Annotated in this window: 17 protein-coding genes; 6 read left to right on the forward strand and 11 right to left on the reverse strand. The window is 40.4% G+C overall.

Translation table 11 applies throughout. The features are described 5' to 3' along the window. Nucleotides 1-86: 86 nt before the first annotated feature. The 3 genes from recC to recD are packed head-to-tail and all read left to right on the forward strand — an operon-like array spanning nucleotide 87 to nucleotide 9,029. Nucleotides 87-3,386, forward strand: coding sequence for an exodeoxyribonuclease V subunit gamma (gene recC / locus H5058_RS11545; RefSeq protein ID WP_179807960.1), 3,300 nt, complete (start codon nucleotides 87-89; stop codon nucleotides 3,384-3,386). After that, nucleotides 3,373-7,014: an exodeoxyribonuclease V subunit beta gene (recB, locus tag H5058_RS11550; RefSeq protein ID WP_179807961.1), complete on the forward strand. Its 3,642-nt coding sequence runs from the start codon at nucleotides 3,373-3,375 to the stop codon at nucleotides 7,012-7,014. The genes recC and recB overlap by 14 nt, the downstream gene beginning before the upstream one ends. Then, nucleotides 7,011-9,029, forward strand: a complete 2,019-nt coding sequence (gene recD, locus H5058_RS11555; RefSeq protein WP_182678309.1) for an exodeoxyribonuclease V subunit alpha — start codon at nucleotides 7,011-7,013, stop codon at nucleotides 9,027-9,029. Before recB ends, recD begins: the two co-directional genes overlap by 4 nt. A 69-nt stretch (nucleotides 9,030-9,098) precedes the next feature. On the opposite strand, the gene ttcA is transcribed toward recD, so the two are convergent. From ttcA to ccoN, 11 genes are all read right to left on the reverse strand, one after another. Then, nucleotides 9,099-10,013, reverse strand: a complete 915-nt coding sequence (ttcA, locus tag H5058_RS11560) for a tRNA 2-thiocytidine(32) synthetase TtcA (protein WP_182678311.1) — start codon at nucleotides 10,011-10,013, stop codon at nucleotides 9,099-9,101. 87 nt (nucleotides 10,014-10,100) lie between these two features. Then, nucleotides 10,101-11,027, reverse strand: coding sequence for a universal stress protein UspE (gene uspE, locus H5058_RS11565; protein ID WP_011328525.1), 927 nt, complete (start codon nucleotides 11,025-11,027; stop codon nucleotides 10,101-10,103). 152 nt (nucleotides 11,028-11,179) lie between these two features. Further along, nucleotides 11,180-11,917, reverse strand: coding sequence for an FNR family transcription factor (locus H5058_RS11570; protein ID WP_182678313.1), 738 nt, complete (start codon nucleotides 11,915-11,917; stop codon nucleotides 11,180-11,182). A 41-nt stretch (nucleotides 11,918-11,958) separates the two neighbouring features. Beyond that, a complete protein-coding gene (locus H5058_RS11575; RefSeq protein ID WP_041454477.1) occupies nucleotides 11,959-12,630 on the reverse strand; it encodes a sulfite exporter TauE/SafE family protein in 672 nt (223 codons plus the stop codon). After that, a complete protein-coding gene (ccoS, locus tag H5058_RS11580) occupies nucleotides 12,623-12,790 on the reverse strand; it encodes a cbb3-type cytochrome oxidase assembly protein CcoS (RefSeq protein ID WP_008109812.1) in 168 nt (55 codons plus the stop codon). The genes H5058_RS11575 and ccoS overlap by 8 nt, the downstream gene beginning before the upstream one ends. Beyond that, nucleotides 12,787-15,162 (reverse strand): heavy metal translocating P-type ATPase, encoded by a 2,376-nt coding sequence (locus H5058_RS11585; protein WP_182678315.1) that lies wholly within the window; start codon nucleotides 15,160-15,162, stop codon nucleotides 12,787-12,789. Before H5058_RS11585 ends, ccoS begins: the two co-directional genes overlap by 4 nt. A gap of 8 nt (nucleotides 15,163-15,170) precedes the next feature. Continuing rightward, on the reverse strand, nucleotides 15,171-15,662 hold the full coding sequence (locus H5058_RS11590) for a FixH family protein (protein WP_011328521.1): 492 nt from the start codon (nucleotides 15,660-15,662) through the stop codon (nucleotides 15,171-15,173). A gap of 142 nt (nucleotides 15,663-15,804) precedes the next feature. Beyond that, entirely contained in the window at nucleotides 15,805-16,839 is a 1,035-nt protein-coding gene (locus H5058_RS11595; protein ID WP_179807967.1) for a c-type cytochrome, read from the reverse strand. Beyond that, nucleotides 16,836-17,021 carry a cbb3-type cytochrome c oxidase subunit 3 gene (locus tag H5058_RS11600; RefSeq protein WP_089368456.1) on the reverse strand — a complete coding sequence of 62 codons (186 nt, stop codon included), beginning with the start codon at nucleotides 17,019-17,021 and terminating at the stop codon, nucleotides 16,836-16,838. The genes H5058_RS11595 and H5058_RS11600 overlap by 4 nt, the downstream gene beginning before the upstream one ends. A gap of 6 nt (nucleotides 17,022-17,027) precedes the next feature. Continuing rightward, nucleotides 17,028-17,702 (reverse strand): cytochrome-c oxidase, cbb3-type subunit II, encoded by a 675-nt coding sequence (ccoO, locus tag H5058_RS11605; protein WP_011328518.1) that lies wholly within the window; start codon nucleotides 17,700-17,702, stop codon nucleotides 17,028-17,030. Nucleotides 17,703-17,714: 12 nt separating this feature from the next. Beyond that, nucleotides 17,715-19,148 (reverse strand): cytochrome-c oxidase, cbb3-type subunit I, encoded by a 1,434-nt coding sequence (gene ccoN, locus H5058_RS11610; RefSeq protein WP_179807968.1) that lies wholly within the window; start codon nucleotides 19,146-19,148, stop codon nucleotides 17,715-17,717. Between the two features lie 344 nt (nucleotides 19,149-19,492). Between ccoN and H5058_RS11615 the strand changes: the two genes are divergently transcribed. The 3 genes from H5058_RS11615 to H5058_RS11625 all read left to right on the forward strand — a co-directional run bounded on the left by H5058_RS11615 (nucleotide 19,493) and on the right by H5058_RS11625 (nucleotide 24,916). After that, a complete protein-coding gene (locus H5058_RS11615) occupies nucleotides 19,493-19,915 on the forward strand; it encodes a hypothetical protein (RefSeq protein ID WP_179807971.1) in 423 nt (140 codons plus the stop codon). Nucleotides 19,916-20,737: 822 nt separating this feature from the next. Then, complete coding sequence (locus H5058_RS11620) at nucleotides 20,738-23,431, forward strand: TonB-dependent receptor (protein ID WP_182678317.1); 2,694 nt, start codon at nucleotides 20,738-20,740, stop codon at nucleotides 23,429-23,431. 117 nt (nucleotides 23,432-23,548) lie between these two features. Then, the gene (locus tag H5058_RS11625; RefSeq protein WP_182678319.1) at nucleotides 23,549-24,916 is read left to right on the forward strand and encodes a hypothetical protein; all 1,368 of its coding nucleotides are present in this window, start codon (nucleotides 23,549-23,551) and stop codon (nucleotides 24,914-24,916) included. The last annotated feature ends 38 nt before the right edge of the window (nucleotides 24,917-24,954 follow it).

Consider the following 24,954-nt stretch of genomic DNA (forward strand, 5'->3'; position numbering starts at 1 on the left):
TTTATTAAAGCCAATTTGCGCTAATCGCTACCCCTGTAATTGAAAATATCTTACACTCGTTTTATCTCAAGCAAGGACAGGTAAGTATGCTCAATATTATTCAATCAAACCGTATGGAAGCACTGCAAGCGCAGTTTCATCAGTTATTAAAAACCAACCCATTAGCAAGCCCATTCGACAAAGAAGTGGTACTGGTGCAGTCACCGGGTATGTCGCAGTGGCTAAAAATTGGTTTGAGCGAAAACTTAGGTGTAGCGGCGCAGGTGGATTTTCCGCTGCCTTCGAGCTTTATTTGGCAGTTGTATCAGCAACTTTTACCAAATGTACCTAAAGAGTCGGCGTTTAATAAACCCAACCTTGCATGGAAACTGTTTGCTATTTTACCAAGCTGTATTGATGAGCCACTGTATTTACCGCTAAAAACCTATTTAGAGGGCGATATTGACGGCCAAAAAACCTTTGCCTTGTGTGAAAAAATAGCCGACGTGTACGACCAATATTTAATGTACCGCCCGCATTGGATTGCCACATGGGATAGCGGTATAGATGAACTTGATGATGTTGATGTAACCATTGCCCCGTGGCAACCTGATTTATGGCGACGCATTGTACAGTTAAGCCTAGAGCTTGGGCAAAGTCAGTTTCATCGCGCGAATATGCAAGGACAACTGCTGGCAGCGCTTGAGACAATGGACAACAGCTTATTACCACAACGCATTAGTTTATTTGGTATATCGGCCATTGCCAGCTCGCAGCTTGAAGTATTTACAGCGCTGAGTGAAAAAACCGAGGTATTTTTATTCTTTTTTAATCCCAGTGAGCATTATTGGGGCGATATTATTGATGAAAAAACCGCCGCTAAAATAAGTGCAAAATACGCCAAAATGCCGCTGGTGGAAGCGCAGCAAAAAAAGCAAACTAATCCCGATGAAGAATACTACTTTATAGGCAACCCACTGTTATCCTCGTGGGGTAAATTAGGTCGCGATTACTTTGAGCAGCTAGTACAGCTAGACGCCCGTTGGATTGATGGTTTTATTGATGTGTTTGACGACACCTTACTTGGGCAAATACAAAGTGAAATTTATCAGCTAGCGTTTAAAGGTGAGTCACTGACCGATAACAAAGAGTGGTTTATAAACAACGAAGGTAAATTGCCTATAAGTGCAACCGACACCAGTATTACGCTAAGCGATTGCCATACACCGCTTCGAGAAGTTGAGCGCCTGCACGACTACTTACTTAATTTATTTAATCAAAACCCTGCGCTTACCCCCAAAGACATAATAGTAATGATGCCCGATGTAGGCACTTACAGCCCGTACATTGAAGCCGTTTTTGGTGGCGCACAAGGCAGCCGCTTTATTCCTTACGCACTTGCCGATTTAGCCATAGAGCAAGAAAAACCCGTACTTAGCTCATTTGCGAGTTTAGCTAATTTACCGTTTTCGCGCTTTGGTGTGTCGGATATTCTCGATTTATTACAAGTGACACAAATAGCCGAAAAATTTGGCCTGGAGGCACACGAGTACGAGCAAATTCAATATTGGCTGGAACGTGTTGGCGTTAAATGGGGTATAAATGCCGATCATAAAAGCAGCTTTGATTTACCCGCTATCGATTTAAATACCTGGCAACATGGGCTTAACCGTTTATTACTAGGTATTGCGATGCGCGACGAGCAATGCCCGTTTAACGGCATTTATAGCGCCGATGAAGTAGAAGGCATGGCGCTTGATACGCTTAATAAGCTAGTGCATTTTATTGATGTGCTACAAAGCTTTAAAGAGCAATTAACGCCCGACGATACGCTTACCAACAAAGCGCATGTTTTAAGCGAGTTGCTTAGTGCAATTTACGAGAGCGAAAGCGACGACAGCTGGGATTTATTGGTGCTGCAAAACGTGCTCGAAGAGTTACAAAAGCATCATAATAATGGCGACTACAGCAAAGCGGTATCGCAGCGTATTGTTAGTTACTTAATTAAACAAGGCATTCAAGAAAAAGGCGTAGGGCAGCGGTTTTTAGTGGGGCAAGTTAACTTTTGTACCCTAATGCCAATGCGCGCCGTGCCATTTAAAGTGGTGTGTATGCTGGGTTTGAATGATGCCGACTACCCGCGTAACGTACAGCCGATTGGTTTTGACTTAGTGCCTTATTCTAAAAAACAAAAAGGTGACCGATCACGTAAATTAGATGATCGTTACTTATTTTTAGAGGCGCTACTCAGTGCCCGCGATAACTTATACATGAGTTACATTGGTCGCTCGTGTTTTGACAACCAGCCGCGCATGCCATCAACCCTTGTGAGCGAGCTGCTAGAATATATTGGGCGTAGCTTTGCATTAAGCGACGACAGCGAAAAATCACTGCCAGAGTGTTTAATTAGCCAACAGCATTTACAGCCCTTTAATAGCCATTATTATTTAGCCAATGAGCAAGCAAACACTGTGCTGAGCAACCACAGCTATAATCCAATTTGGCTGCCAAGTGAGTCAATAACCCCACAAGTCGTGAGCGCGCTTAATGCAACACCGCCTGAGCAGTTAGAGCTCGATGTGTTTATTCGCAGTGTTTGCAACGCCCAAGAGAGTTTTTATCAACAAAGTTTAGGATTGCGATTACCGCAATTTAACGAAGTAGTAAAAGACGAAGAGCCCTTTAGCCTAGATGCATTGCGCCGCTATTTTTACCTTGATGAAATACTCGAAGCCAACATTAATGAGCTGCCACTTAGTACAGAACAAATATTGCAACGCGGCGAACTACCACAAGCCAACGTAGGTAGCTTAATATTTGAGAGTATGCAGCACCGAGTAGACGCATTGGCAGGGCAAGTGAAAGAGCAAATTAAAGGGGGCAAAAGCGACCCTATAGAGGTAGCCCTCGAACTAGAAAACACTAAAATAGAAGGCTGGTTAAACCATATTTATTTGCAAAAACAAGTGTTTTATCGCAGCGCTAGTATAAAAGCGAAAGATTTAATTAAAGGCTTTATTTATCACCTAGTAGCGCAAAGTATGGAGCAACAAGTAGAAACGCTAATACTTGGGCTTGATAAACAAGTTACCTTTGCGCCAATAAGTAAAACCGATGCCGATGCATTGTTAGTTGATTGGTTTGAGTTATACAAAGCACTGCGCAACGAGCCCGTGGCGTTTTTTCCGGTAAGTGGCTACGAGTACGTAAAAAGCGGCGGCGATATAGCAAAAGCCATGAGTAAATTTAGCCCGCAATACATAGGGCGAGGCGAGGGCGAAAACCCCTATATTCGCTTAACGGTACAATCGCTTAACGATTGCCAAGACGAGTTTATACAGTGGAGCGATAAATTACTCGCCCCGTTATTTGCACACGCTAAGGAGAGTGACCATGCAAGCGCTTAATCCACTTACTATGCCACTAACAGGGCAAAGCTTAATTGAAGCCAGTGCCGGTACGGGTAAAACGTATACAATTACTGGCCTATATTTACGTTACTTATTGGGAATGCAAATAGCCGATGATGTAAACTCGCTATTAAATAAGCCGCTAAGCGTTGAGCAAATACTGGTGGTAACTTTTACCGATGCTGCCACGCAAGAAATTAAAGACCGCGTGCGTAATCGTATCATCACCGCGCGCGATGCACTTCTTGGGCAAGACCCAAAAGATGAGCTTATAGCAGGAGTTATAGCTGCCGTTGATGATAAACACCGCGCCTTTGATTTACTCGATGCAGCGGCTAAATCGATGGACGAAGCTGCTATTTTTACCATTCATGGCTTTTGTCAGCGCATGCTAAAACAACACGCGTTTGAGTCGGGTGTGGCGTTTAACTTAGAGTTTATTTTGGATGAGCGCGACATATTGCTCGAAACCATTAAAGATTTTTGGCGCGCCTTTGTATATCCACTCAATAAAGAAAAAACCGATGCTATTTTAGGCGTGTTTGCCGCGCCAGACGCTTTGTTTGGCAAAGTGTCGAGTATTTTAAATAAAGCGAATGCGCAAATAACCCCGCAAGTAAACTTAGATGATGTATGGCAAGCGCGTGACGAGTACATAATCCGTGTACCTGCATTTAAAAAAGCGGTATTAGAGCAAGAGTTTATAGCTGCGATTAAAGGCTCGGGCTTAAGTGGTTCTAAAACGCCAGGGCGCAAAGGCAGCCTTGCAGCACTTGAAGCCTTTTGTTTAGGCGGCGATTTGTTTTTTGAATTTGGTACTAGCAAGTATTCGTTTGAGGTATGGAGTAGTGAAAACTTAAGCGATATAAGTAACTATAAAAAAAATCAGCCGCTATTTACACATCCGCTATTAACTGAATTTGACCAACTGGCAGCACTTAATAACACCATAAACCAAGGGCTAGCAATTGCTGTAGTGCAGCATGCGGCAAAGTGGGTAAAAGCAGCCGTAATAAAGCGCAAGCAAGAGCAAAGCGTGATCACCCCAGATGATTTACTTAGCAATTTACACAGTGCATTAAATAACGAGCAAGGCAATGTACTGGCGCAAAAAATTGCCCAGTTGTTTCCGGTGGCTATGATAGATGAGTTTCAAGATACCGATCCGATTCAGTACGGTATTTTTAGTAAAATTTACCAGCAAGAGCACACTACACTGGCGATGATTGGCGATCCTAAACAGGCTATTTATGGTTTTAGGGGCGCAGACATTTTTACCTATATTGGTGCCAAAGAAGCGGTGCAAAAACAGCAGCAATTTACGCTAGGTACTAACTTTCGCTCTAGCAGCGATGTAGTAAGCAGCGTAAACAGCTTATTTGGTAAGCACGCTAACAGCTTTATTTATAACGATGCCATACCGTTTAATGCAGTAGCCGCTAAAGGTAAAAAAGCAGACGAATCGTTTTTGATTGACGGACAACCAGCCACTGCGTTTGAATTTTGTGTATTTAGCGACACCGCCGCAGATGAAAAAAACAAGCCGACTGGCAAAGCCATTGGGCAGCAGCATTTAGCCACCTTTTTTGCCAATAAAATAGTCACCTTACTAACGCAGGCCGAGCAAGGGCGTGCCTGTATTGGAGAAAAGCCAGTAAGCGCTGCAGATATTTGTATATTAGTGCGTGACCGTGTTGAGGCGCAAATAATGAAAAAGGCCTTAAGCACCGCTAAAATTGCCAGCGTGTATTTATCGCGCGAGAGTGTGTTTAGCCAAGAGCTTAGCCATCACTTACTTAATTTTTTAACTGCGTTACATGGCCAGTATGATGAGTCGCTATTACGTGGGGTGTTAGCAGGGCCGTTATTTTGTTTAAGCTATAACGAAATATATGCACTGGCAGATGACGAGGCACAATGGCAAGAGCATTTAAACTTTTTTGCGCAGCTTAGCCATATTTGGAACAAGCAAGGCGCTATGGCAATGCTTGAGCGCTTAATGAGCCACAATCAACTTAGTGCTAAATGGCAAGGCCTAGGCTACAACGTTGAGCGTTGGCTTACCGACTTTAGGCACCTTGGCGAAATACTACAGCAAAAACAAATTGAGCTTGAGGGCACACTGCGTTTACTGCGCTGGTTTGCACAAAAGGTAAGCCAGCAAGATGGCGAAACAGTGCAAGTACGCCTAGAGAGCGACGCTAATTTAGTTAAAATAGTGACTATGCACGCCTCAAAAGGGCTTGAGTATCCGCTGGTATTTATGCCCTTTGCTAGTGGCTACCGCGAAACGAAAGAAGCGCTGTATCATAATAATGGCGCACTAATTTACGATTTAAGTAAAGGGGATGACGCACTGCAAAAAGCAGAGCAAGAGCGCCTTGCCGAAGATTTACGCTTACTGTATGTAGCACTCACTCGCGCGGTACACTTTTGTGCTATTGGTATGTATAACATTGGCCAAGGGCAAAGTAGCCGTTTGGCAATACAAAGCAGTGCGCTGGGGCATGTGTTATTTGCAGGGCTTGAAATTACAAGTAGTCAAATTTGGCGTAACCATTTAGCCGATTTTTGCAGCGAGCATACAGGTATGGATTATCAGCAATTCACCTCAGAGGATTTATTAGCCCAAGGTACTTTAAGCTTTAATAATAGCGCTGATGCTCAGCAAACATTGAGTATAAATAATGTAACAGCCAATATTGAGCGTAATTGGCGAGCAACCAGCTTTAGTGCGCTGAGCTTTAAAAAGCATATCGACCACCTAGCGCCTGGTCGCAGTGATGAAGATCATGAAAAAGATGAATTTGCCGTACAAGAAGACGAAGCACCTTCTGTATATAGCTTTCCTAAGGGGGCAAAACCGGGGAGTTGTTTACACGAAATTTTTGAGCAAATAGATTTTACTAGCCCAATAGAGCACCCAGTTAATAAAGAGCACAACTTAGCAGACGTTATTAAACGCAGCCTAGAAAAGTACCATATTAGTGAACACTGGCAAGATATTACTGAGCAGTGGGTATTAGACGTTCTTGCTTGCCCACTGAATGACGATAGTAATGCAAATATTAATACCTCAGGTAATGATACCTCAGCTAATAGCTCTTTAGTTAACAGTAATGGCCTGAGTTTAAGCCAACTAGCGCCAAGTGATTGCCTAGTAGAAATGGAGTTTAACTTACCGCTTAAAAGTTTAAGTGCGCCGCAGCTTAATGAAATTCTTATAAAACATTTTGGTTTTGAGCACAGTAAGCTCGAATTTAGCCATGTAAAAGGGCTGTTAAAAGGTTTTATCGATTTAATATTTTGCCACCAAGGTAAATATTATATTTTAGATTATAAATCTAATTACTTAGGTAGTAACGCTGCTGATTACGAGCACGATATGCTTGAGCAAGCCATGAGTAGCCACCAGTACCATTTACAGTATTTAATTTACACCGTAGCGCTGCATCGTTTGCTAAAACAGCGTATAGCTGATTACTCAGTTGAAACTCATTTAGGCGGCGTGTATTACACCTTTTTACGCGGCATGCCAGCTGGGCAAGGTGTGTACTTTAAAAAGCTCACCACTGAGCAAGTGACTATTTTAGATGGTTTGTTTAGCCAAGGAGCCATGTTATGAGTGAACTAAATAATCAACCGGGCCTTTTTGATCAAGAGTTTGATCAAGAGTTAGATCAGGAACTTGAGCTAAATGAGCAAAACCCTACTTTAAGTACAGCAGTGCCTTTACTTACCTATTTACTTAGCGAAAACCGCATTCGCATTGTGGATGTAAAGTTAGCTGAAATGCTCAGTAAAAGTAACAGCGATAGCGAAAATACGCACAATGAGATGTTTTATCTGGTGCTATTACTGTGTTTATCGCAGCAAAGCCAGCATAGTTGTTTAACCTTAAGCGAGGTTGATTGGAGTAACCCCTTTAATTTACGCCGCAGCGATTTTAGTAAAACACAGGGGAGCGTGCCAGATAAGCTAAGCCCGTTTAGTGAAGGGTTTAATTATGAGCAGGTGCTTAGCTATTTACAAAACCATACAAGCGTTGGAGACAACAAACCACTGCAACTGTTTAATCAACGCCTTTATTTTGCGCGCCTTGCCGGATACGAGCAAACATTAGCGAGCCGTTTACTAACAATGAGCGAGCGTAAACTTAATATAAATAATGAGTTATTAGCTGCGCTACTTAATGAGTATTTTACACCCGATGTAAACATTACCACCGATTGGCAAAAAGTAGCCTGTGCTATTGCAGCCACCAAAGGTTTTAGCGTTATTACTGGCGGCCCAGGTACTGGTAAAACGACCACTGTGACTAAATTACTCGCCATTTTACAGTCGCTTTACAAAACCGCACCGCTGAGTATTAAGCTGGTGGCACCTACAGGTAAAGCTGCAGCGCGTTTAAGCGAATCAATTTTAGGCGCTAAAGATAAGCTCACTAATATACCCGCTGATATTAAAACGTTAATCCCCGAAAGTGCACAAACTATTCACCGATTATTAGGGGTAAAACCCTTTACCAATAAATTTAGGCACAATAAAGCGAATCCACTGCATTTAGATGTGTTGATTATAGATGAAGCCTCAATGGTCGACTTATCGCTGATGGCAAAACTAATTGAGGCATTACCTGCACATGCACGGTTAATACTCTTAGGTGATAAAGATCAGCTGGCCTCGGTAGACACCGGCAGCGTAATGAGCGACTTATGCCAAGGGTTAGTACTGGGGCAAACACCTGGTTATTCACCTGCACGATGTGATGAGCTAAATAACTTATGCTTTAACGGCGAAGCTAAATTAATAGCGCAAAGTAATAGCGCGTTTAAACTTGCCGATTGCATTGCATTTTTACAACACAGTTACCGCTTTGATGCACAAAGTGGTATTGGTCAACTTGCGTTAGCGGTAAATACCAATAACACAGGTGTTTTAAATTACGTTGAGCAAGAAAGTGTTGAGGGGCGTTTTAAGGATGTGATTTTAGATTACGACTTTATAGCTAAACCTATCGAAAAATTGGTTAAAAGCGCTGCAAGTAAATACACACATTACCTTAGTTTAATTGCTCAAGGTGCAAGCGTTGCAGAGGTGCATAAAGCCTTTGCAAGTTATCAGTTACTGGCCGCGGTGCGTGAAGGTGATTACGGAGTTAATAGTTTAAATCAGCGTATTGAGCGCGTTTTACAACAACAAGGACTTATTACCCTAAGCCCGAATCAGCGCCATTATACCGGTATGCCAATAATGGTAAGCCAAAACGATTATCAGCTTAAGTTGTTTAATGGCGACATTGGTATTTTAATGCCCGATGAAAGCGGCCAGCTTAAAGCACTATTTATAGACGAGCAGGGGAATCAACGGGCGTTTTCGGCAGCACGCTTACCTGCGCACGACAAAGTATATGTAATGACTATACATAAATCACAAGGATCAGAGTTTAGCTACACCGCCATGGTATTGCCGCCGCTAAAACAAGCCCGCATGGGGATAAATAGGCAGTTAGTGTATACCGGCATAACGCGTGCTAAAAATACCTTTGAGCTGGTGGCAGATAAAAAAGTATTGTTACTGGCAATGAATAAAAGTGTGTCTAGGGCATCTGGTTTATATGAGCGTTTAAAGCTTGAATGATTAAGCTTTTAGGTGGGTGCAATAAAAAGGGTTTGCCATGGCAAACCCTTTTTATATATAACCTTTAAGTTAGCTCAGATTAATAGTAACAACTTCTGCGCTGGCATCTTCATCTTGTAAACTATTAATTGGCACTTTAGGAATGTCTGGTTTATCTAGGGCAATATCGCCACCATCAATTACTTCGCCAGTTTGCAAATTAGTAAAATCAAATAACTGGTTATCTGCTAAGTGTGAAGGTACAACGTTTTGCATGGCGGTAAAAATACTTTCTATACGCCCTGGGTGCTCTGCGTCCCACTTAGCTAACATAGCTTTTGTGTGTTTACGCTGTAGGTTTTCTTGCGAGCCACATAAGTTACACGGAATAATAGGGTAGCCCTGTACAAACGCATATTGGCTAATATCGCTTTCTTTACAGTATGCAAGTGGGCGAATAACCATATGTTCACCGTTATCGCTCATTAGCTTAGCTGGCATACTTTTAAGTTTGCCGCCGTAAAACATATTTAAAAATAGGGTTTCGATCATGTCATCGCGATGATGGCCAAGCGCAATTTTAGTTGCACCTAACTCTTTAGCAGTATGGTATAAAATACCCCGGCGCAGGCGCGAACAAAGTGAACAAGTCGTTTTACCTTCAGGAATAATATCGGTCACTATGCTGTAGGTGTCTTCTTCTACAATTTTGTATTCAACATTTAGTTTATCTAGATACTGGGGTAAAACGTGCTCAGGAAAGCCAGGTTGCTTTTGATCTAAGTTAACAACAAATAGCTCAAACTTAATCGGTGCTACACGTTTTAAGTGTTGCAGCATGTCGAGCATAGTGTAGCTATCTTTGCCACCAGATAAGCACACCATAATGCGGTCGCCTTCTTCAATCATGTTAAAGTCCATGACGGCTTGACCTGTTTGGCGGCGTAAACGCTTTTGAAGCTTGGTTAAGTTAAATTGAGCTTTAGCTTGATCTGAATGAGACAATTACGCCCCCTTATTAAACAATACGGCAAAGTTATTTGCTAAAAATAAAGGGGCGCATTATATACTTAAAATGCCCGGTAACAAAATTTAATCTTTTGCGAGTGGGCTTATATAACCATCGGGTTTGAGTGCCAATACATCGCAATCTAGGCTATCAATTACATGCTCTGCAGTATTGCCTACTAAGGCCGCGCTTAAACCAGTACGCCCTACAGTGCCAATAACCACCAACTCGCTGTTTAAACGTTTTGCTACATCGGGAATAACGTCCTCAGGCAAACCCTCTTCAATAAAGCACTGCTCTGGGGGTAAATTAAACTCATCAGCCAGTGCATTAGTAGATTGATGATGATGTTTTTTAACCGACTCGTTATAAATGCCAGGGTTAAATTCAGGTATTTCTATGGCAATATTAATTGGTGTCGCAGGGTAGGCGTTCACCAAGTTTAGTTGGGCGTTGGCCAGTTCAGCTAAAAATTGTGCGTCTTTAATAATACGTTTATTAAGGGCTAAGTGTTGCTCGTTTTCGCTCACTGCATTAACAGCCGCTAAAATGTTGCCATTTGCAGGCCATGCCATTTGTTTTACAAATAAAACCGGAGATGGACATTTTCGTACTAAATGCCAGTCGGTTGGGGTGAAAATAACGGCTTTAAGTGTACTGTGCTGATGAGTGCCTTTAATAACAAGGTCAAATTTTTGCTCAATAACGGTATTAATAATGGCTTCGTAAGGGCGATTGTGCCAAACAACTTGTGTATCAATATTAACATTTTGATAAGGCGATACTAAATCTTTTAACCAAAGCTCGCGGTCGTTTAACACGGCTTTACGCATAGCTTCGCGCTCTTCGCCAGAGAGCATTGTAGTCATTTCATAAGAAAAGTCGTAAACCGTCATAAAGGCGGTAATACTCGCACCAGATTTTTTAGCTAAATCAATCGAACGAGCTAAACCGTGCTGGTCGTCTTTGGTGGGGTCAATAACCGCAAGAATGCGTTTAATCGTGTTCATGTGCAACTCCATTCACTTTACGGGTGTACTTTGAGTGTAACGTAAATAGAGCACAGTGAAAGGGATAGCACAAATATTATTGTTCTAAATCAAACTATTTAATCTAAGGAATTAGTTTAAATAGTTTAAATATTACAATGTAAGTACGCTAATTAGCGAGGTTTTACTATTGCCGCTGCTTTGGCTAGTGCATCGTTATTTAAAATAGTAATAAATTTACCTTCAACTTTTATTAAATCGGCTTTTTGAAAGCGACTCAATAAACGACTAATCGTTTCAACGGTTAAACCCAGGTAATTGCCTATTTCGCCGCGGGTCATGGTAAAGCGAAATTCTTTACGAGAAAAACCACGTTCACCAAAGCGTTCCGATAAGTTAAAAATAAAGCTGGCTAAGCGCTGCTCGGCAGATTTTTTGTTAAGCAGTAACAGCATTTCTTGATCATAGGTAATTTCGCTACTCATTAAGCGCATTATTTGTTGGCGTAACTTCGGGAGTCTGCCTGCTAACTCGTCAAGGGTATCAAACGGAATTTCGCATACCATAGATGTTTCTAACGCTTGTGAAAAACTTTGGTGCATCATTTTACTTATTGCATCAAAACCAACTAAGTCACCGGCTAAATGAAACCCTGTAATTTGCTCATCGCCTTGCTCAGATAAAGTATAAGATTTAAACGAACCCGAACGCACAGCATAAATAGCGTTTAATGGCGCGCCCGACTCAAACAAAAAGTCGCCTTTGTGTAATGGTTTTTTGCGCTCGATTATTTCGTCAAGCTTATCCATTTCTTGACCATTAAGAGAGAAGGGTAAACATAACTGGCTGATACTGCAGTTATTACAGCTAATAGCACAATTACTTTTAGCACGACCTTGAGAAAAATCCATAAATTCAATCCGTTAAAATTCAAGCCACAATATGATCAATGTTAATGCACAAGCTTATCTGTTGCAATGATCAGTAAATAAATACCATACCAAATTATTACGCTGCCTAATATTATTCGCGTCCAAGGGTGATTAAATAGGGTGCTCAGTTTTTTTGCACTAACGCCTATTGTGATCATCGCGGGAAATGTACCTAGTGCAAAACACAGCATTACTAATGCACCATCAAGCGCATTTGCGCTGGTCATGGCCCAAGTAAGTGCTGAATAAACTAAACCACAGGGTAACCAGCCCCATAAAGCGCCGTATCCAAGTGCTTTAAATGGCGAGTTAATCGGCATTAAATATTTATTAAATTTAACTAGGTGTTGCCAAACTAAAGTTTTACCTACTTTTTCGAGCCATTGTAAGGTAGCTGCTAAGCGCATTATATATACCCCTACCAACAACATAAAAATGCCTGCTATAAAAGACAGTGATAATGCAAAAACAGAGTTTTGCGTGGCAAATTTACTGCTAATGCCTGCCACTAATGCGCCTGCAAGCATGTAACTTAGCGCTCGGCCTATATTATAAGCAAAAGAGTAAATGAGGGTTTGGCGTTTATTACTGGCTAATTGCAATGAGCTGGCTATGCCACCACACATTGCAATGCAATGGCCGCTGCCAATTAGGCCCATAAAAAAAGCACTGACAAAAATAGGGTCAATCATTACTTTTGTTATGCTGCTCTTTGTCATCTTCAAACAAGATACTATGGCCTTGTTTATTTAAATCAGAAAATTGCTCGCCTTTTACTGCCCAAAAAAATACTCCTATAGCTATTAGTACAAATAAAATAGCGATAGGAACTAAAATGTAAATTATGCTCATAACTTTAACAGCCTTAATGAGTTGCATATCACAATAATTGAGCTGGTCGACATACCAATAACAGCCATCCAAGGCGCTACCAGCCCCATTGCAGCTAACGGTAATATTGAGCCATTATACAATAAAGACAAAGTTAAGTTTTGTTTAATAATACGCCTAGTTTTTTTGGCAACTATTAATAGGTGCTCGATTGAGGCTAAATCGCTATTGAGCAAAACCACATCGGCGCTATTTTTTGAAATATCGGCCCCAGTTTCCATGGCGATTGATAAGTGCGCGCTGGCAAATACTGGGCTGTCGTTTACCCCATCACCTACCATGGCAACCACTTCACCTTGTGTTGACCATTGCTCAACCGCTGTTTGTTTGTCTTTAGGGCTACAGCCCGATTGCACGCTGTGTAATTTAAGTTTTTTAGCTATACGTTGCCCCGCATCAGACGCATCGCCAGTAAGCATATGACACGTTAACTTATGCGTGTGTAGGGCGTTAATTAACGTACTCGCATCATTTTTTATTTTATCGACAAAGTAAAAGCGCGCAATAGGTTGCTGATTAATATACAAAGTTGCTTGCGCGTTAGTTTTTTTACTATTAAACCAGCCACTTTTACCAATAGCATAATGGGTGTCGTTATGCTGTGCACTGATCCCTTTGCCCGGATGTAATTGAATGTCGTTAAGTTTATGCCCTGGTACTTTATATTGGCTAAACGCACGGGCAATTGGGTGCTCTGAATAGCTCTCTAGTTGGGCTGCAATCTCAAGCACTTGGTTTTTAGTGTACTCTTCACTGAGTATATCGACCGCATCTAAGCTAAAGCGTCCTTGGGTTAGCGTGCCGGTTTTATCAAATGCGAATAAAGTGATTTTAGATAAAGTTTCGAGCACATGCGCTTGTTTTATTAAAATACCTTTACGAGTAAGGTTGGCTACCGAACAGGTTAATGCGGTTGGAATAGCTAAACTTAGCGCGCAAGGACAAGTAGCCACGAGTACAGAAATAGTGATCCAAAATGCTTGCTCAGGGGCAATTTGATACCAGCCAAATGCCGTTATCGATGCAAATATAAGTAACACGGCTACAAACCATTGGGCAACTTTATCTGTAATTTCTACTAGTTTAGGGCGTTTGCTAAGTGCATTGTGTTGTAGGCGAATTATTTGATTTAGCAGCGTGCTTTGACCTATTTTATTGATTTTTATTTCAATAATACCGTCATGATTGACTGTGCCGGCGTAAACACTGTGATTAATAAACTTATTAACCGGCAGGTGCTCTCCGGTCATCATTGATTCATCAACGCTGGTTTTACCTTTAATTAAAATTCCATCGGCAGGAATGGTTTCGCCGGCTTTAATTAGAATAATATCGTTTAATTTAAGCTTTTTAGCGGCAATAATATGTTCTTGCCCATTTGCATCGAGAGTACGGGCGGTTAGTGGCAATAACTTTTGTAAGTTAGCTGTAAATTCACTGGCTTTTAATCGTGCTCTAAATTCTAGATATTTACCTAATAATAATAAAAAGGTGAACATACATACCGATTCAAAGTACACCTCGCCAACATTCATAATTGTGGCGTAAGAACTTGCGCCGTAAGCACCAAAAATAGCCAGCGAGACGGGTAAGTCCATATTAAGCTGTTTTGCTTTTAAACCATTAATGGCATTACTTAAAAAGGGCAGTGCGCTATATAAAATAACCGGAGAAGCTAAAACGAGGCTGATCCACCTAAAGTATTCCTCAAAATTACTGTCCATACCGGAGAACATGCCAAAGTACATAGCAAAGGCAAACATCATCACTTGCATGGTCATTAAACCGGCTACACCTAAGCGGCGAATATAGGCTTTTGCGGTTTGCTGTTTTTGCTGTGCTTCTAAGTCGGACTGAAACGGATAGGCTTTATAGCCAATTTTAGCAAGGCTAGTAATAATTTCGCTCAATGGGGTGGCGGTTTTATCCCATTGCACCATAGCGCGGTTAGTTGAGGTATTAACATCAACACGCTTTACTGTTTTTAAACTGAGTAATTGCTTTTCTATAAGCCATGCACAAGCTGCGCAGGTTATACCTTCTACGCTGAGCAATACTTCTGAGAAGTTGTCATTGGTCGTTATAAATTCGTCTTGAATATCTTCATTGTCGTAGCTTTTAATAAAGGCGAGTTGCTCTGGTACTAACTGCTCTACTTTACCAGCTTGAACGGTACGATATTTATAATAGTCGGTCATACCTTGATCAATAATGTTTTGCGCAACGGCTTGGCAGCCAATGCAACACATTGGCTGAGATTTATTATCAATTACTACGTGTGCGCTAAACCCGTTAGGTACACTTTCAAGGCAATGAAAGCAATTTATAGACATACTAAATACTACTTATAATTAGGCGTAACTAAAACAGCAAGGGTGGTTGGTAAGGTAATGTTTTCTTTTAGCTTCCAGCTACCATCAATAGGCTCAATAAATACCGAATAAGCACCGTCGGTAAACCCGTCAAGTAATGCGGTAAATTCTTGATTAGCATTAGGCGTTAGCGTGGCTTCAAAGTCATGCGCTTTAATTGTACGATGATAAAACGACAGTTTTAATGCATGTATGTTGCTCGTATCGCCTTTGGTAAATTTAAAACCAACGCGCTCACTGGTAACATTCAGCTCGCCATGTAAGTATAAAGCTTTTGCCTTATCAAACTTAGTAAGCTCTAAGTTAATTGCTTTGCCTTTTTTATAGTAGTCATCTACCACCATATCAGGGCCATTGCCTATGGCGGTAAAGAATAAGCTAATGCAGCCAATAATTGCAGCAGAGGGAAAAAAGATTAAAAACCAAGGCCAAAAATTTTTATACCACGGAGTAGGTTGCATAGTTACTCTAAAATAAAATGAAGATGCGGCTATACTATAATAAATATTTGTAAAAGACTAAAAAAAAGCCTCCGAGTGGAGGCTTTTTTGATCTGGATTAATCTATTGAATTTAAAAGATTAAATATTCGTTAACGGTGTAACTATTTAGCTTGAGATAAGCTGTAAACGTAAGCCGTTAGTAGGTGTATTTTATCTTCACCTAAAATATCTTTCCACGCTGGCATTACACCGGCACGACCATGGTTAAGTGTTTCTTCAACAGCACGTTGAGAACCACCATATAACCAAACGTTGTCGGTTAGGTTAGGTGCACCAAAGGGTAAGTTGTGTGCAACAGAGCCTTTACCGTCAGCACCATGACATGCAGCACACATAGCCCACTTAGCTTCGCCGGCAGCAGCGTCTTTTTGGTTTACAGTACGACCTGAAAGGCTAAGTACATGAGCGGTCATTTCTTTAACGCCTTGCTCACCTAATGCAGCACCCCAAGGTGGCATTGCAGCTATACGTCCGTAAAGTAATGTTTCTTTAATTTTATCGGGTGTGCCGCCATATAACCAATCATTATCAGTTAGGTTAGGAAAGCCAGTACCACCACGCGCATCAGAACCATGACACTGAGAACAGTTTTGTGCAAAAAGACGTTGGCCAATCTCAATTGCTAGCTGACCTTGTGTTTCGGCATGTTTTTCACCATTTTCAAGTGCAACTTGCTGTGCTGCGTCACCTTCAAACTTAGACTCAACCAATTTTATTACAGGTATTTGTGCCAACTCATTAAAAATAGGGCCAAAACGTGCATCTGCAACTTCGTACTCTTTATCAAGTTTTACAAAGCGACCTTCTTCTTTAGCAAGTTTTACTGCTTCTTTAGACTCAGCCAAAGAAGTAATACCTTGGTTAGAACTAGTCCACTTACCTAATCCTTCCCAGTTACCTAAACCTGGGTAAGCTGCTAAGTAATAAACAGACCAAATAAATGTTGCAAAGAACATGTAAGTCCACCACTTTGGTAGTGGGTTATTTAGCTCTTCAATTCCATCATATTCATGTCCGCAGCTTTCACCTTCAGGTACACCAGTGTAGTTTTTTAAATTCCACACGAGTAAACCAAATAAAATGAACAAACATGATAGGGTTAATACAATAACCCAAATACTCCAAAAGCTAGTCATTTCTCAGACCCCTTTTCCTCGTTAGAGAGCGTATTGTTGTGTTTTATTTCATCTTCGAAAATAACATTAGCAGCGTCTTTAAAACGTGTTTTACTACGCTTGCTATATGCCCAAGCAACAATCACAATAAATAGTACTAAAATTACCAGAGTTAAAATGCCTCTGTATGTCCCATAATCCATAATTAGTTACTTCAAGTGGGTGCCAAGTTGTTGCAAATAAGCGATAAGGGCTTGCATTTCTGTTGCACCTTTACCGTCATTCATTGCATCAACTTTAGCAACATCGGCGATTAATTCTTCATCACTACCGTAACCTAAACCATCGTAACGGTCAGTACGGCTATCGATTCCAAATGTATCACGGAAAATTTTAAGTTTATTCAGAGTCAGGCTTGTATCAAGCGTATTCTCTGCTAACCAAGGAAAGCCTGGCATGTTCGACTCAGGAACCACAGCACGTGGGTCAACTAAGTGAGCATAATGCCAGTCATCAGAATAACGCTTGCCTACACGCGCTAGGTCAGGGCCAGTACGCTTAGATCCCCAAAGGAAAGGGTGATCCCAAACAGATTCACCGGCAACCGAATAGTGGCCATAACGCTCAACTTCGTCACGAAAAGGGCGGATCATTTGTGAGTGACAGTTTGAACAACCCTCACGTACATATAGATCTCTGCCTTCCATTTCAAGTGCCGTTAACGGACGTAGTCCGTCAACTGGCTTAGTTGTATCGTCTTGAAACATTAGCGGAGTAATTTCAACTAATGCACCAAAGCTAATTGCGAAAACGGTCAAGATAGCCATAAGGCCAATGTTTTTTTCGACTATTTCGTGTTTGTTTTGTGAATTTTTATTGCTCATTATCTCACTCCGTTATGCTAATTGTGCTTGTTCGTCTAATTGCAGCGAATCGTTCTTCGCTGCTACTGTACGATAAACGTTATAAGCCATAACTAGCATACCTACTACGATGAACACACCACCTAAAAAGCGTATAACATAGAAAGGATGAGACGCCTCTAAAGACTGTACAAAGCTATACATTAATGTGCCATCAGAGTTAACTGCGCGCCACATTAGACCTTGCATTACACCTGAGATCCACATTGCTACTATGTATAAAACAACACCAACAGTGTGTAACCAAAAATGTGTGTTAATTAATTTAATGCTGTACATACGACCTTGCGAGAATAACGCAGGGATTAGGTGGTAAATAGCGCCGATAGATATCATTGCAACCCAACCTAATGCACCTGAGTGAACGTGTCCTACAGTCCAGTCGGTGTAATGAGAAAGCGCGTTTACTGATTTAATTGCCATCATTGGGCCTTCAAACGTAGACATACCGTAAAAAGATAATGAAACAACTAAGAAACGTAAAATAGGGTCAGTACGAAGCTTATGCCATGCACCAGACAACGTCATAATACCGTTAATCATGCCACCCCAAGATGGAACGAATAAGATAATAGACATAACCATACCTAAACTTTGCGTCCAATCAGGAAGCGCAGTGTAGTGAAGGTGGTGAGGGCCTGCCCAAATATAAAGCGAAATAAGCGCCCAAAAGTGAACCACTGATAAGCGGTAAGAGTAAACCGGACGGCCTGCTTGTTTTGGTACAAAGTAATACATCATACCTAAAAAGCCAGCTGTTAATAAAAAGCCAACAGCATTGTGTCCGTACCACCACTGTACCATTGCATCAACTGCACCAGCATAAATGGAATACGATTTAGTTAACGACACAGGTACAGCCATACTGTTTACAATATGAAGTACAGCAACCGTAATGATAAAGCCAGCATAGAACCAGTTAGCTACATAAATATGAGACACTTTACGCTTTGCGATTGTGCCCATAAATACTACGGCATAAGTTACCCATACAACGGCTATTAAAATATCAATTGGCCACTCAAGTTCTGCATATTCTTTAGAACTTGTAATACCCAAAGGTAGTGTAATAACAGCAAGCACAATAACAAGCTGCCAACCCCAAAATGTAAAGGCTGCTAATTTATCTGAAAGAAGGCGCGTTTGACAGGTACGTTGAACGACGTAATAAGACGTCGCAAAAAGTGCACTTGTACCAAATGCGAAAATAACTGCGTTCGTGTGTAACGGACGAAGTCGAGAGTATGTTAACCATGGTGTATCAAAGTTAAGTGCTGGCCAAGCTAGTTGGGCAGCAATCAGAACCCCGATACTCATGCCAACGATGCCCCAAATCACTGTCATAATAGCGAATTGGCGTACAACTTTATAGTTGTACTCAGTGTGTGATGCTACTGTCTGGCTCATTTTCTGGCTTCCGCTGCAATAAATGCGTTTAGAAATGAATTACCCACCTAAAAAAAGTGGGGCCTACTATTACTTCACAAGCTTGCCATCTAAAACATTAAAAATGAGATTATTTTAGAAAACAGACTCGAGAAACCCTTATTTTTTTGCGGTTGAAATGATAAAATTTTTGGCTTAAAAAAGATAGGTCAATTGCATAATATTATGACATCAATCAAACTTTACTAGCTTGCTGTTTACTTTTTGAGGTGAATTGTACGTTATTTGTAATAAAAGTGTGATTTGACCTTGTGACTATTAAATTAGTGCCAGCCATTATTTTTTGGATTTTGAGTACCCGCCATATGTATATATATAGAGTATATTTGTTTTTTTTACTAATTTTTTTAGTTGCGTGTGATTATTCAAAGAGCAGCGATACGCAACAATTAAAAAACCTTGCTTGCGAAGCCGGTTTACCCTGTACTTTTCCTAACGGCGTTAAAGTATGGCTGAGCGATGGTGATTTATCCCCCGAAACACCATTCTCTATATTTGCCGAGTTACCTAAAGGGCATGTTATTACGAATGCAAAACTTGAAGGCGTAACTATGTATATGGGGTATATTCCTCAGCAATTTAAGCGCCATGGCAACACTTGGCAAAGTGAAACTATGGTAGGTATTTGCGCTGAAAAAAATATGCTGTGGAAATTAATCCTTAACGTAACAGATGAAGCATCGCAGCAAAGCAACTCGGTATATTATTATTTTTACGTTACTTACTAAACATGCCATTGCTTATATTGCTTATTAAGTAGCTCGCTTAATTTGCAGCAGGGAGATAAGCATTCTGGTTGAGATCAGTTTAGTTGTGCTTACTCTCTTTAAGTTAAGCGTTACTTTTTATTTCTTGGCGCAGAAAAGCTAAATCCACAGAGGGTTAGCTTTAGCGCAAGAAGATTAAGCCTACAATAAGAGTACTTCGTACACTCACATCATTTTAGCTAGCACTTAGCACTCCTGCCTTTTGTAATTTTTACTTTCTCTTTTTAATTTCGAAAAATGCATCAATGGTATTTGGTTAATTAAGTGTACTACTAGGTTTGAGGCAATCATTGCTTCATTAAATTGGTGAATAGTTTACTTGTTTAATCTTGGCTGAATAAAAAATCTCTCCTTTAAAAGCTATATATGCGTTAAATCAGACTAATTAATTACTCAAAGCGCATAAATATAGTTATCAATTAACATCTAGTTTTACGGTTTTAATAACCTACTGTGATTAACTTGTTAAATTACCGGTTAAAGGTACATTGTTGAGTTAATTACATTTAATTACAAAGTCCATTAGTTTGATTTCACCTGTGCTTTTAATGTAGCGCAATGCATTTAGTGTATTGATTTTGAAGTGTATTTATTAATTAACAAGGAAACATAGTGTAACGTTTGTACCTTTTTTGGGTGTTGCGTTTTTCGGTTGGTTTTTAATTAGCCATTCGTTAAGTTTTTGTTCAGTTAATCACGCCTAAGTTGCTGTTTTCTGACTCACAATTCTTATAAAAGTGAGCATTACCATTTAGGTAAATTTTCAACAAGTAGGGTTCATCCATGAAAAAATCAACTCTTGGCTTAGCGGTTATCGCTGCTATTCCAATGTTCTCAAGTGTGCAAGTTTTAGCGGCTGACGAAGCGGCAAAGTCAATTGAAAAAATTCAAGTAACAGGTTCTCGTATTAAGCGATCTGACATGGAAACCGCTAGCCCAGTAACACTTATAGGTGCAGATGAAATCAGAGCATCTGGCGCTACGTCAGTTGATAGTGTTCTTCAGCAAATGACGGCTACTGGCGGCGCAATGACCAACCCTGGCGTTAATAACGGTTCTGGTGGTGGCGCTTCTATCGATTTACGCGGTTTAGGTTCGCCACGTACTTTGGTGCTTGTAAACGGTCGTAGAATGATCAATTCAGGTACAGGTGCTGCCTCTACGGTTGATTTAAACACCATTCCTGTATCTATGATAAAACAAATTGAGGTACTAAAAGATGGTGCATCAGCTGTTTATGGTACAGATGCGGTTGCTGGTGTAGTAAACATCATCCTGAAAAATGACTTTGAGGGTCTGGATATCAATATTAACTCTGCGATGACATCTAAACATGATGCAACAGAGAACTCTATTGACTTCACGTTAGGTACTTCTTTTGATAAAGGTAATATTGTCTTCGGTGTTCAGTATACTGATCGCGGTGAAGCAAGCCAAGGTGACCGTGGCTTTTCTGACTGTCCAATACTAGAAACTAAACAAGGTGTTCCTTTTTGTGGTGGATCTTCATTTAGTGAAGGTGGCCACATTTATAATGTGAATAAAGTTGATATTCTTAATGATAAAGGCAAACTTGAGCCGCAAAATTTTGCAAACGATAATGGGCTAAGTGGTTTAGGTGGGAAGTTACACCCTTTTACAGATGCAGCTGATGCTTATAACTATGCAAAGACAAGTTATTTATATACTCCTATGGAACGATTAAATATTACTGGTCTAGGTACATACGAGTTGAGTGACGATACAAGCTTTTTTAGTGAGTTTACTTATACTAAACGTTGGTCACAGCAACAACTAGCCCCACAACCAATTGATTTTGGCTTTACTTATGAAAAAAGTATGGGCGATAGCTTATTAAGTCAAACCTATGATAAACGCCAAGTTGCAAATGATACATTTGTAAAAGATGCTAATGATAATTATGTTACAGCTAAAACTAATTATGCCTACGGTGATGAGATTAATTATCGTCGTCGTATGAGTGAAAGCGGTACGCGTGATTTGTCACAAACAGTTGATACAGTTCGTGTAGTTGTTGGCGCAGAAGGTGTTATAAATGATTACTCATGGGATGTTTCAGCAAACTTTGGGCGTAATGATTCAGTAAGCAAAATGAGTAACCTTCATAATGTTTCTGCAATTAAAGCTGAAGTTGCAGCTGGAAGTTTAAATCCATTAAATGAGTCTGCTTGGGGTGTATCGCAAATACAAAAACATATCTACACAGAACAAGATAGTGGTGGTAGCCAGTTATTTATTTTAGCAGCGTCACTTTCAGGTGAGATGTTTGAGTTACCAGCGGGCTATACTGCATTTGCTGCAGGTATTGAGCGTCGTCAAGAAAAAGCATGGTCAAATCCAGATTCAATTTCAGCTCAAGGCTTAGGTAATGATCCGCGAGTTGATCCTACTAGCGGTGGTTTTGATGTAAATGAAGCCTTTGTTGAGTTCGCTATTCCGGTTTTGGCAGATGCACCATTTGCTGAATATGTTGAAATAAGCGCAGCAATTCGTGCTTTTGATTACAGTACTTTTGGTTCAGATGAAACTTGGAAGCTTGGCTTTACTTGGAAAGCTAATGATGAACTAATGTTCCGTGGTGTACGTTCAACTGCATTTCGTGCACCGACAGTAGATGAGCTTTACTCTGGTAATGCACCATCATACGAGCAAGTGAAATTCCCAGGTGCGGATAGTCAAGCAGAAGTAACGGTAGGTGGTAATAAAAACTTAACACCGGAAGAAGCTGACACACTTACCTTTGGTATTGTGTACGAGCCACAGTGGTTCGAAGGTTTCTCAATGACTGTAGATTACTACGATATTGAAATTGAAAACGCAATTTCTACCTACAATAACCAGTTTGTAGTTGATCAGTGTATCGGAAATGCTAATAGCGGCAATACAACTTTATGTAATGCTAACGAGACAAACGCCTATTTAGATGGGACTCGTATTGTTTTTAATAACCAATTAAGAAATATTGGCTCTGAGAAAACATCGGGCGTTGATTTAAACTTAAGGTATACGTTTGATGCCCTAGGCTTAAGCTGGAAAGCAGGTTTAGATACAACTTATTTAGATGAGTATGTTGTAGATACCGGTGCTGTTGTTGATTACTCAGGTTTTGTTACTGGCAGTGCAGGTAGTTATGCCGATATTAAATCGAATTTTAATTTAACGGCTAAAGGCGACAACTGGGGTGCAACCTACGAAGCTCGTTACATTGCAGGTATGGATAGTTTTGCTTGTATAGATAGCGAAGTATGTTTCGCGCCAGAAACACCGTCAATTGTTTACCATGATATTAGTGGCTATTATTTAGTAAATGACACGATTACACTCTCAGCTGGTGTAAATAACTTATTTGATAAAGAGCCTCCTTATTACACAGGTAACAACGATTCAAACACTGACCCGTATACATTTGATACATTAGGCCGTCGCTTATTTGCAGGTATGAACATTAAGTTCTAATTTGCAATTAACTAAGTCGTAGTATTTCAATTAAGGCCTAGTTTTTACTAGGCCTTTTTTATTGAACAAAATACTTCAGGCAAGTACACTAAGGAGCTATATTACAAGGAGATTTAATTGTTAAAGCAAGATGAGAATTTATCTTTTATTATTGAACCGCAGCTGGGCCAACGCTCAGAGCAACGCCTTGATTTATACTTTTCGATCCCCAACGAAATGGGCGTGAATGCACAAACCCTTAATGAAGAATCCTATTTTAATAATCAATTTAAATCTTATTTAGCTTATAACGCCAATAATATTCACCTACCGCTAGTGCGAAGCCGTTTTGTAAGTAAAAACAAAGGTGAGCAGCGAGATTACCGACAAAACCTCAATTTGTATTGTTATCAGGTGCGCTTGGCTATTGATGCAGATATTAAAGAAACACTCAAAATAGAAGACCCTGATGAATTTTATCAACGGGCGAATGAGCTGTGCGAGCAAAGCCAAAGCTTATTAAGAAAACTAAGGCGTTATACCCCTGAAGATGAAAAGCTTATTTCGTTTTACACCAATGCCGATAACTACCTTAGCTGGCAAATAGAGCAGTCGTTTTTAAAACTGCTAGATGAAGGGCCACGCAGTAGTGACTATGCAAAAGAGCGCAACGACTTAGTTAATTTTTGTAAGTCAGAAAACAGTTATCGCGAAGAGCAACAATATAATTCAGAATCAACCCTTAAAGATGCAAACCGCATTACTAATAAAATGCGGTTATTGCAGCGTTTAATTGAACATGGTGTAATTTTAAACCGCCAAACTCGCTACCTTAATAGTTATTTAAAACGTTTAGTTAAGGGCTCGGTAACCGCTGTAATTATGGCGTTAGTGATGATAGTTATACTCAACGCACGCGCAACTTTTACAGAAGTTACAGCAACATTAATCTTAATATTGGGGCTTATTTATGGCCTTCGCGAAATATTTAAAGAAGATATAACCCGAATTATTTGGCGCGCTATTGTACGGGGGCGGCCTAAGTGGCGGTTTGTTTTTAAAAATAGCGTGACCAAAGACAAAGTTGCGAGCCAGCTTATTTGGTTGGAATATACGCGCTTTAAAAATATTCCAAAAGAAGTCCGTGCTATTTTCTCCAAACGCCGGCAACAAAATAAGCTCGCTGCGCAGTGGTTACACTTTGCAAGCGAAACACGTGTAAATGCCCGAGAGTTTTTACCAGGTTACGATAGTTTGCATCAAACACTGCAGTTTAGCCTTGCGCCGTTTTCTCGCTATCTTAAAAAAGGTGAGGGTAAGTTATATCATCTTGAGAGTAATAAGGTTTCTAAGCAGGCTGTAGAGCGGCGTTATCAATTAAATATGGTATTAGTGCTAACCGAGCGAGATAAAAAGCTGTATCAGCGTTATAAAATAACCATGAACCGCAGTAAAATAGTTAATATTGAACTTATTTACTCTGATGACGGTACTAAGCAGGAATAACAAAGGCTGTAACCGGTTACATCCCATGTTATTCCTCT

Source organism: Pseudoalteromonas sp. SR45-4 (assembly GCF_014163535.1).
Lineage (GTDB): Bacteria > Pseudomonadota > Gammaproteobacteria > Enterobacterales > Alteromonadaceae > Pseudoalteromonas > Pseudoalteromonas nigrifaciens.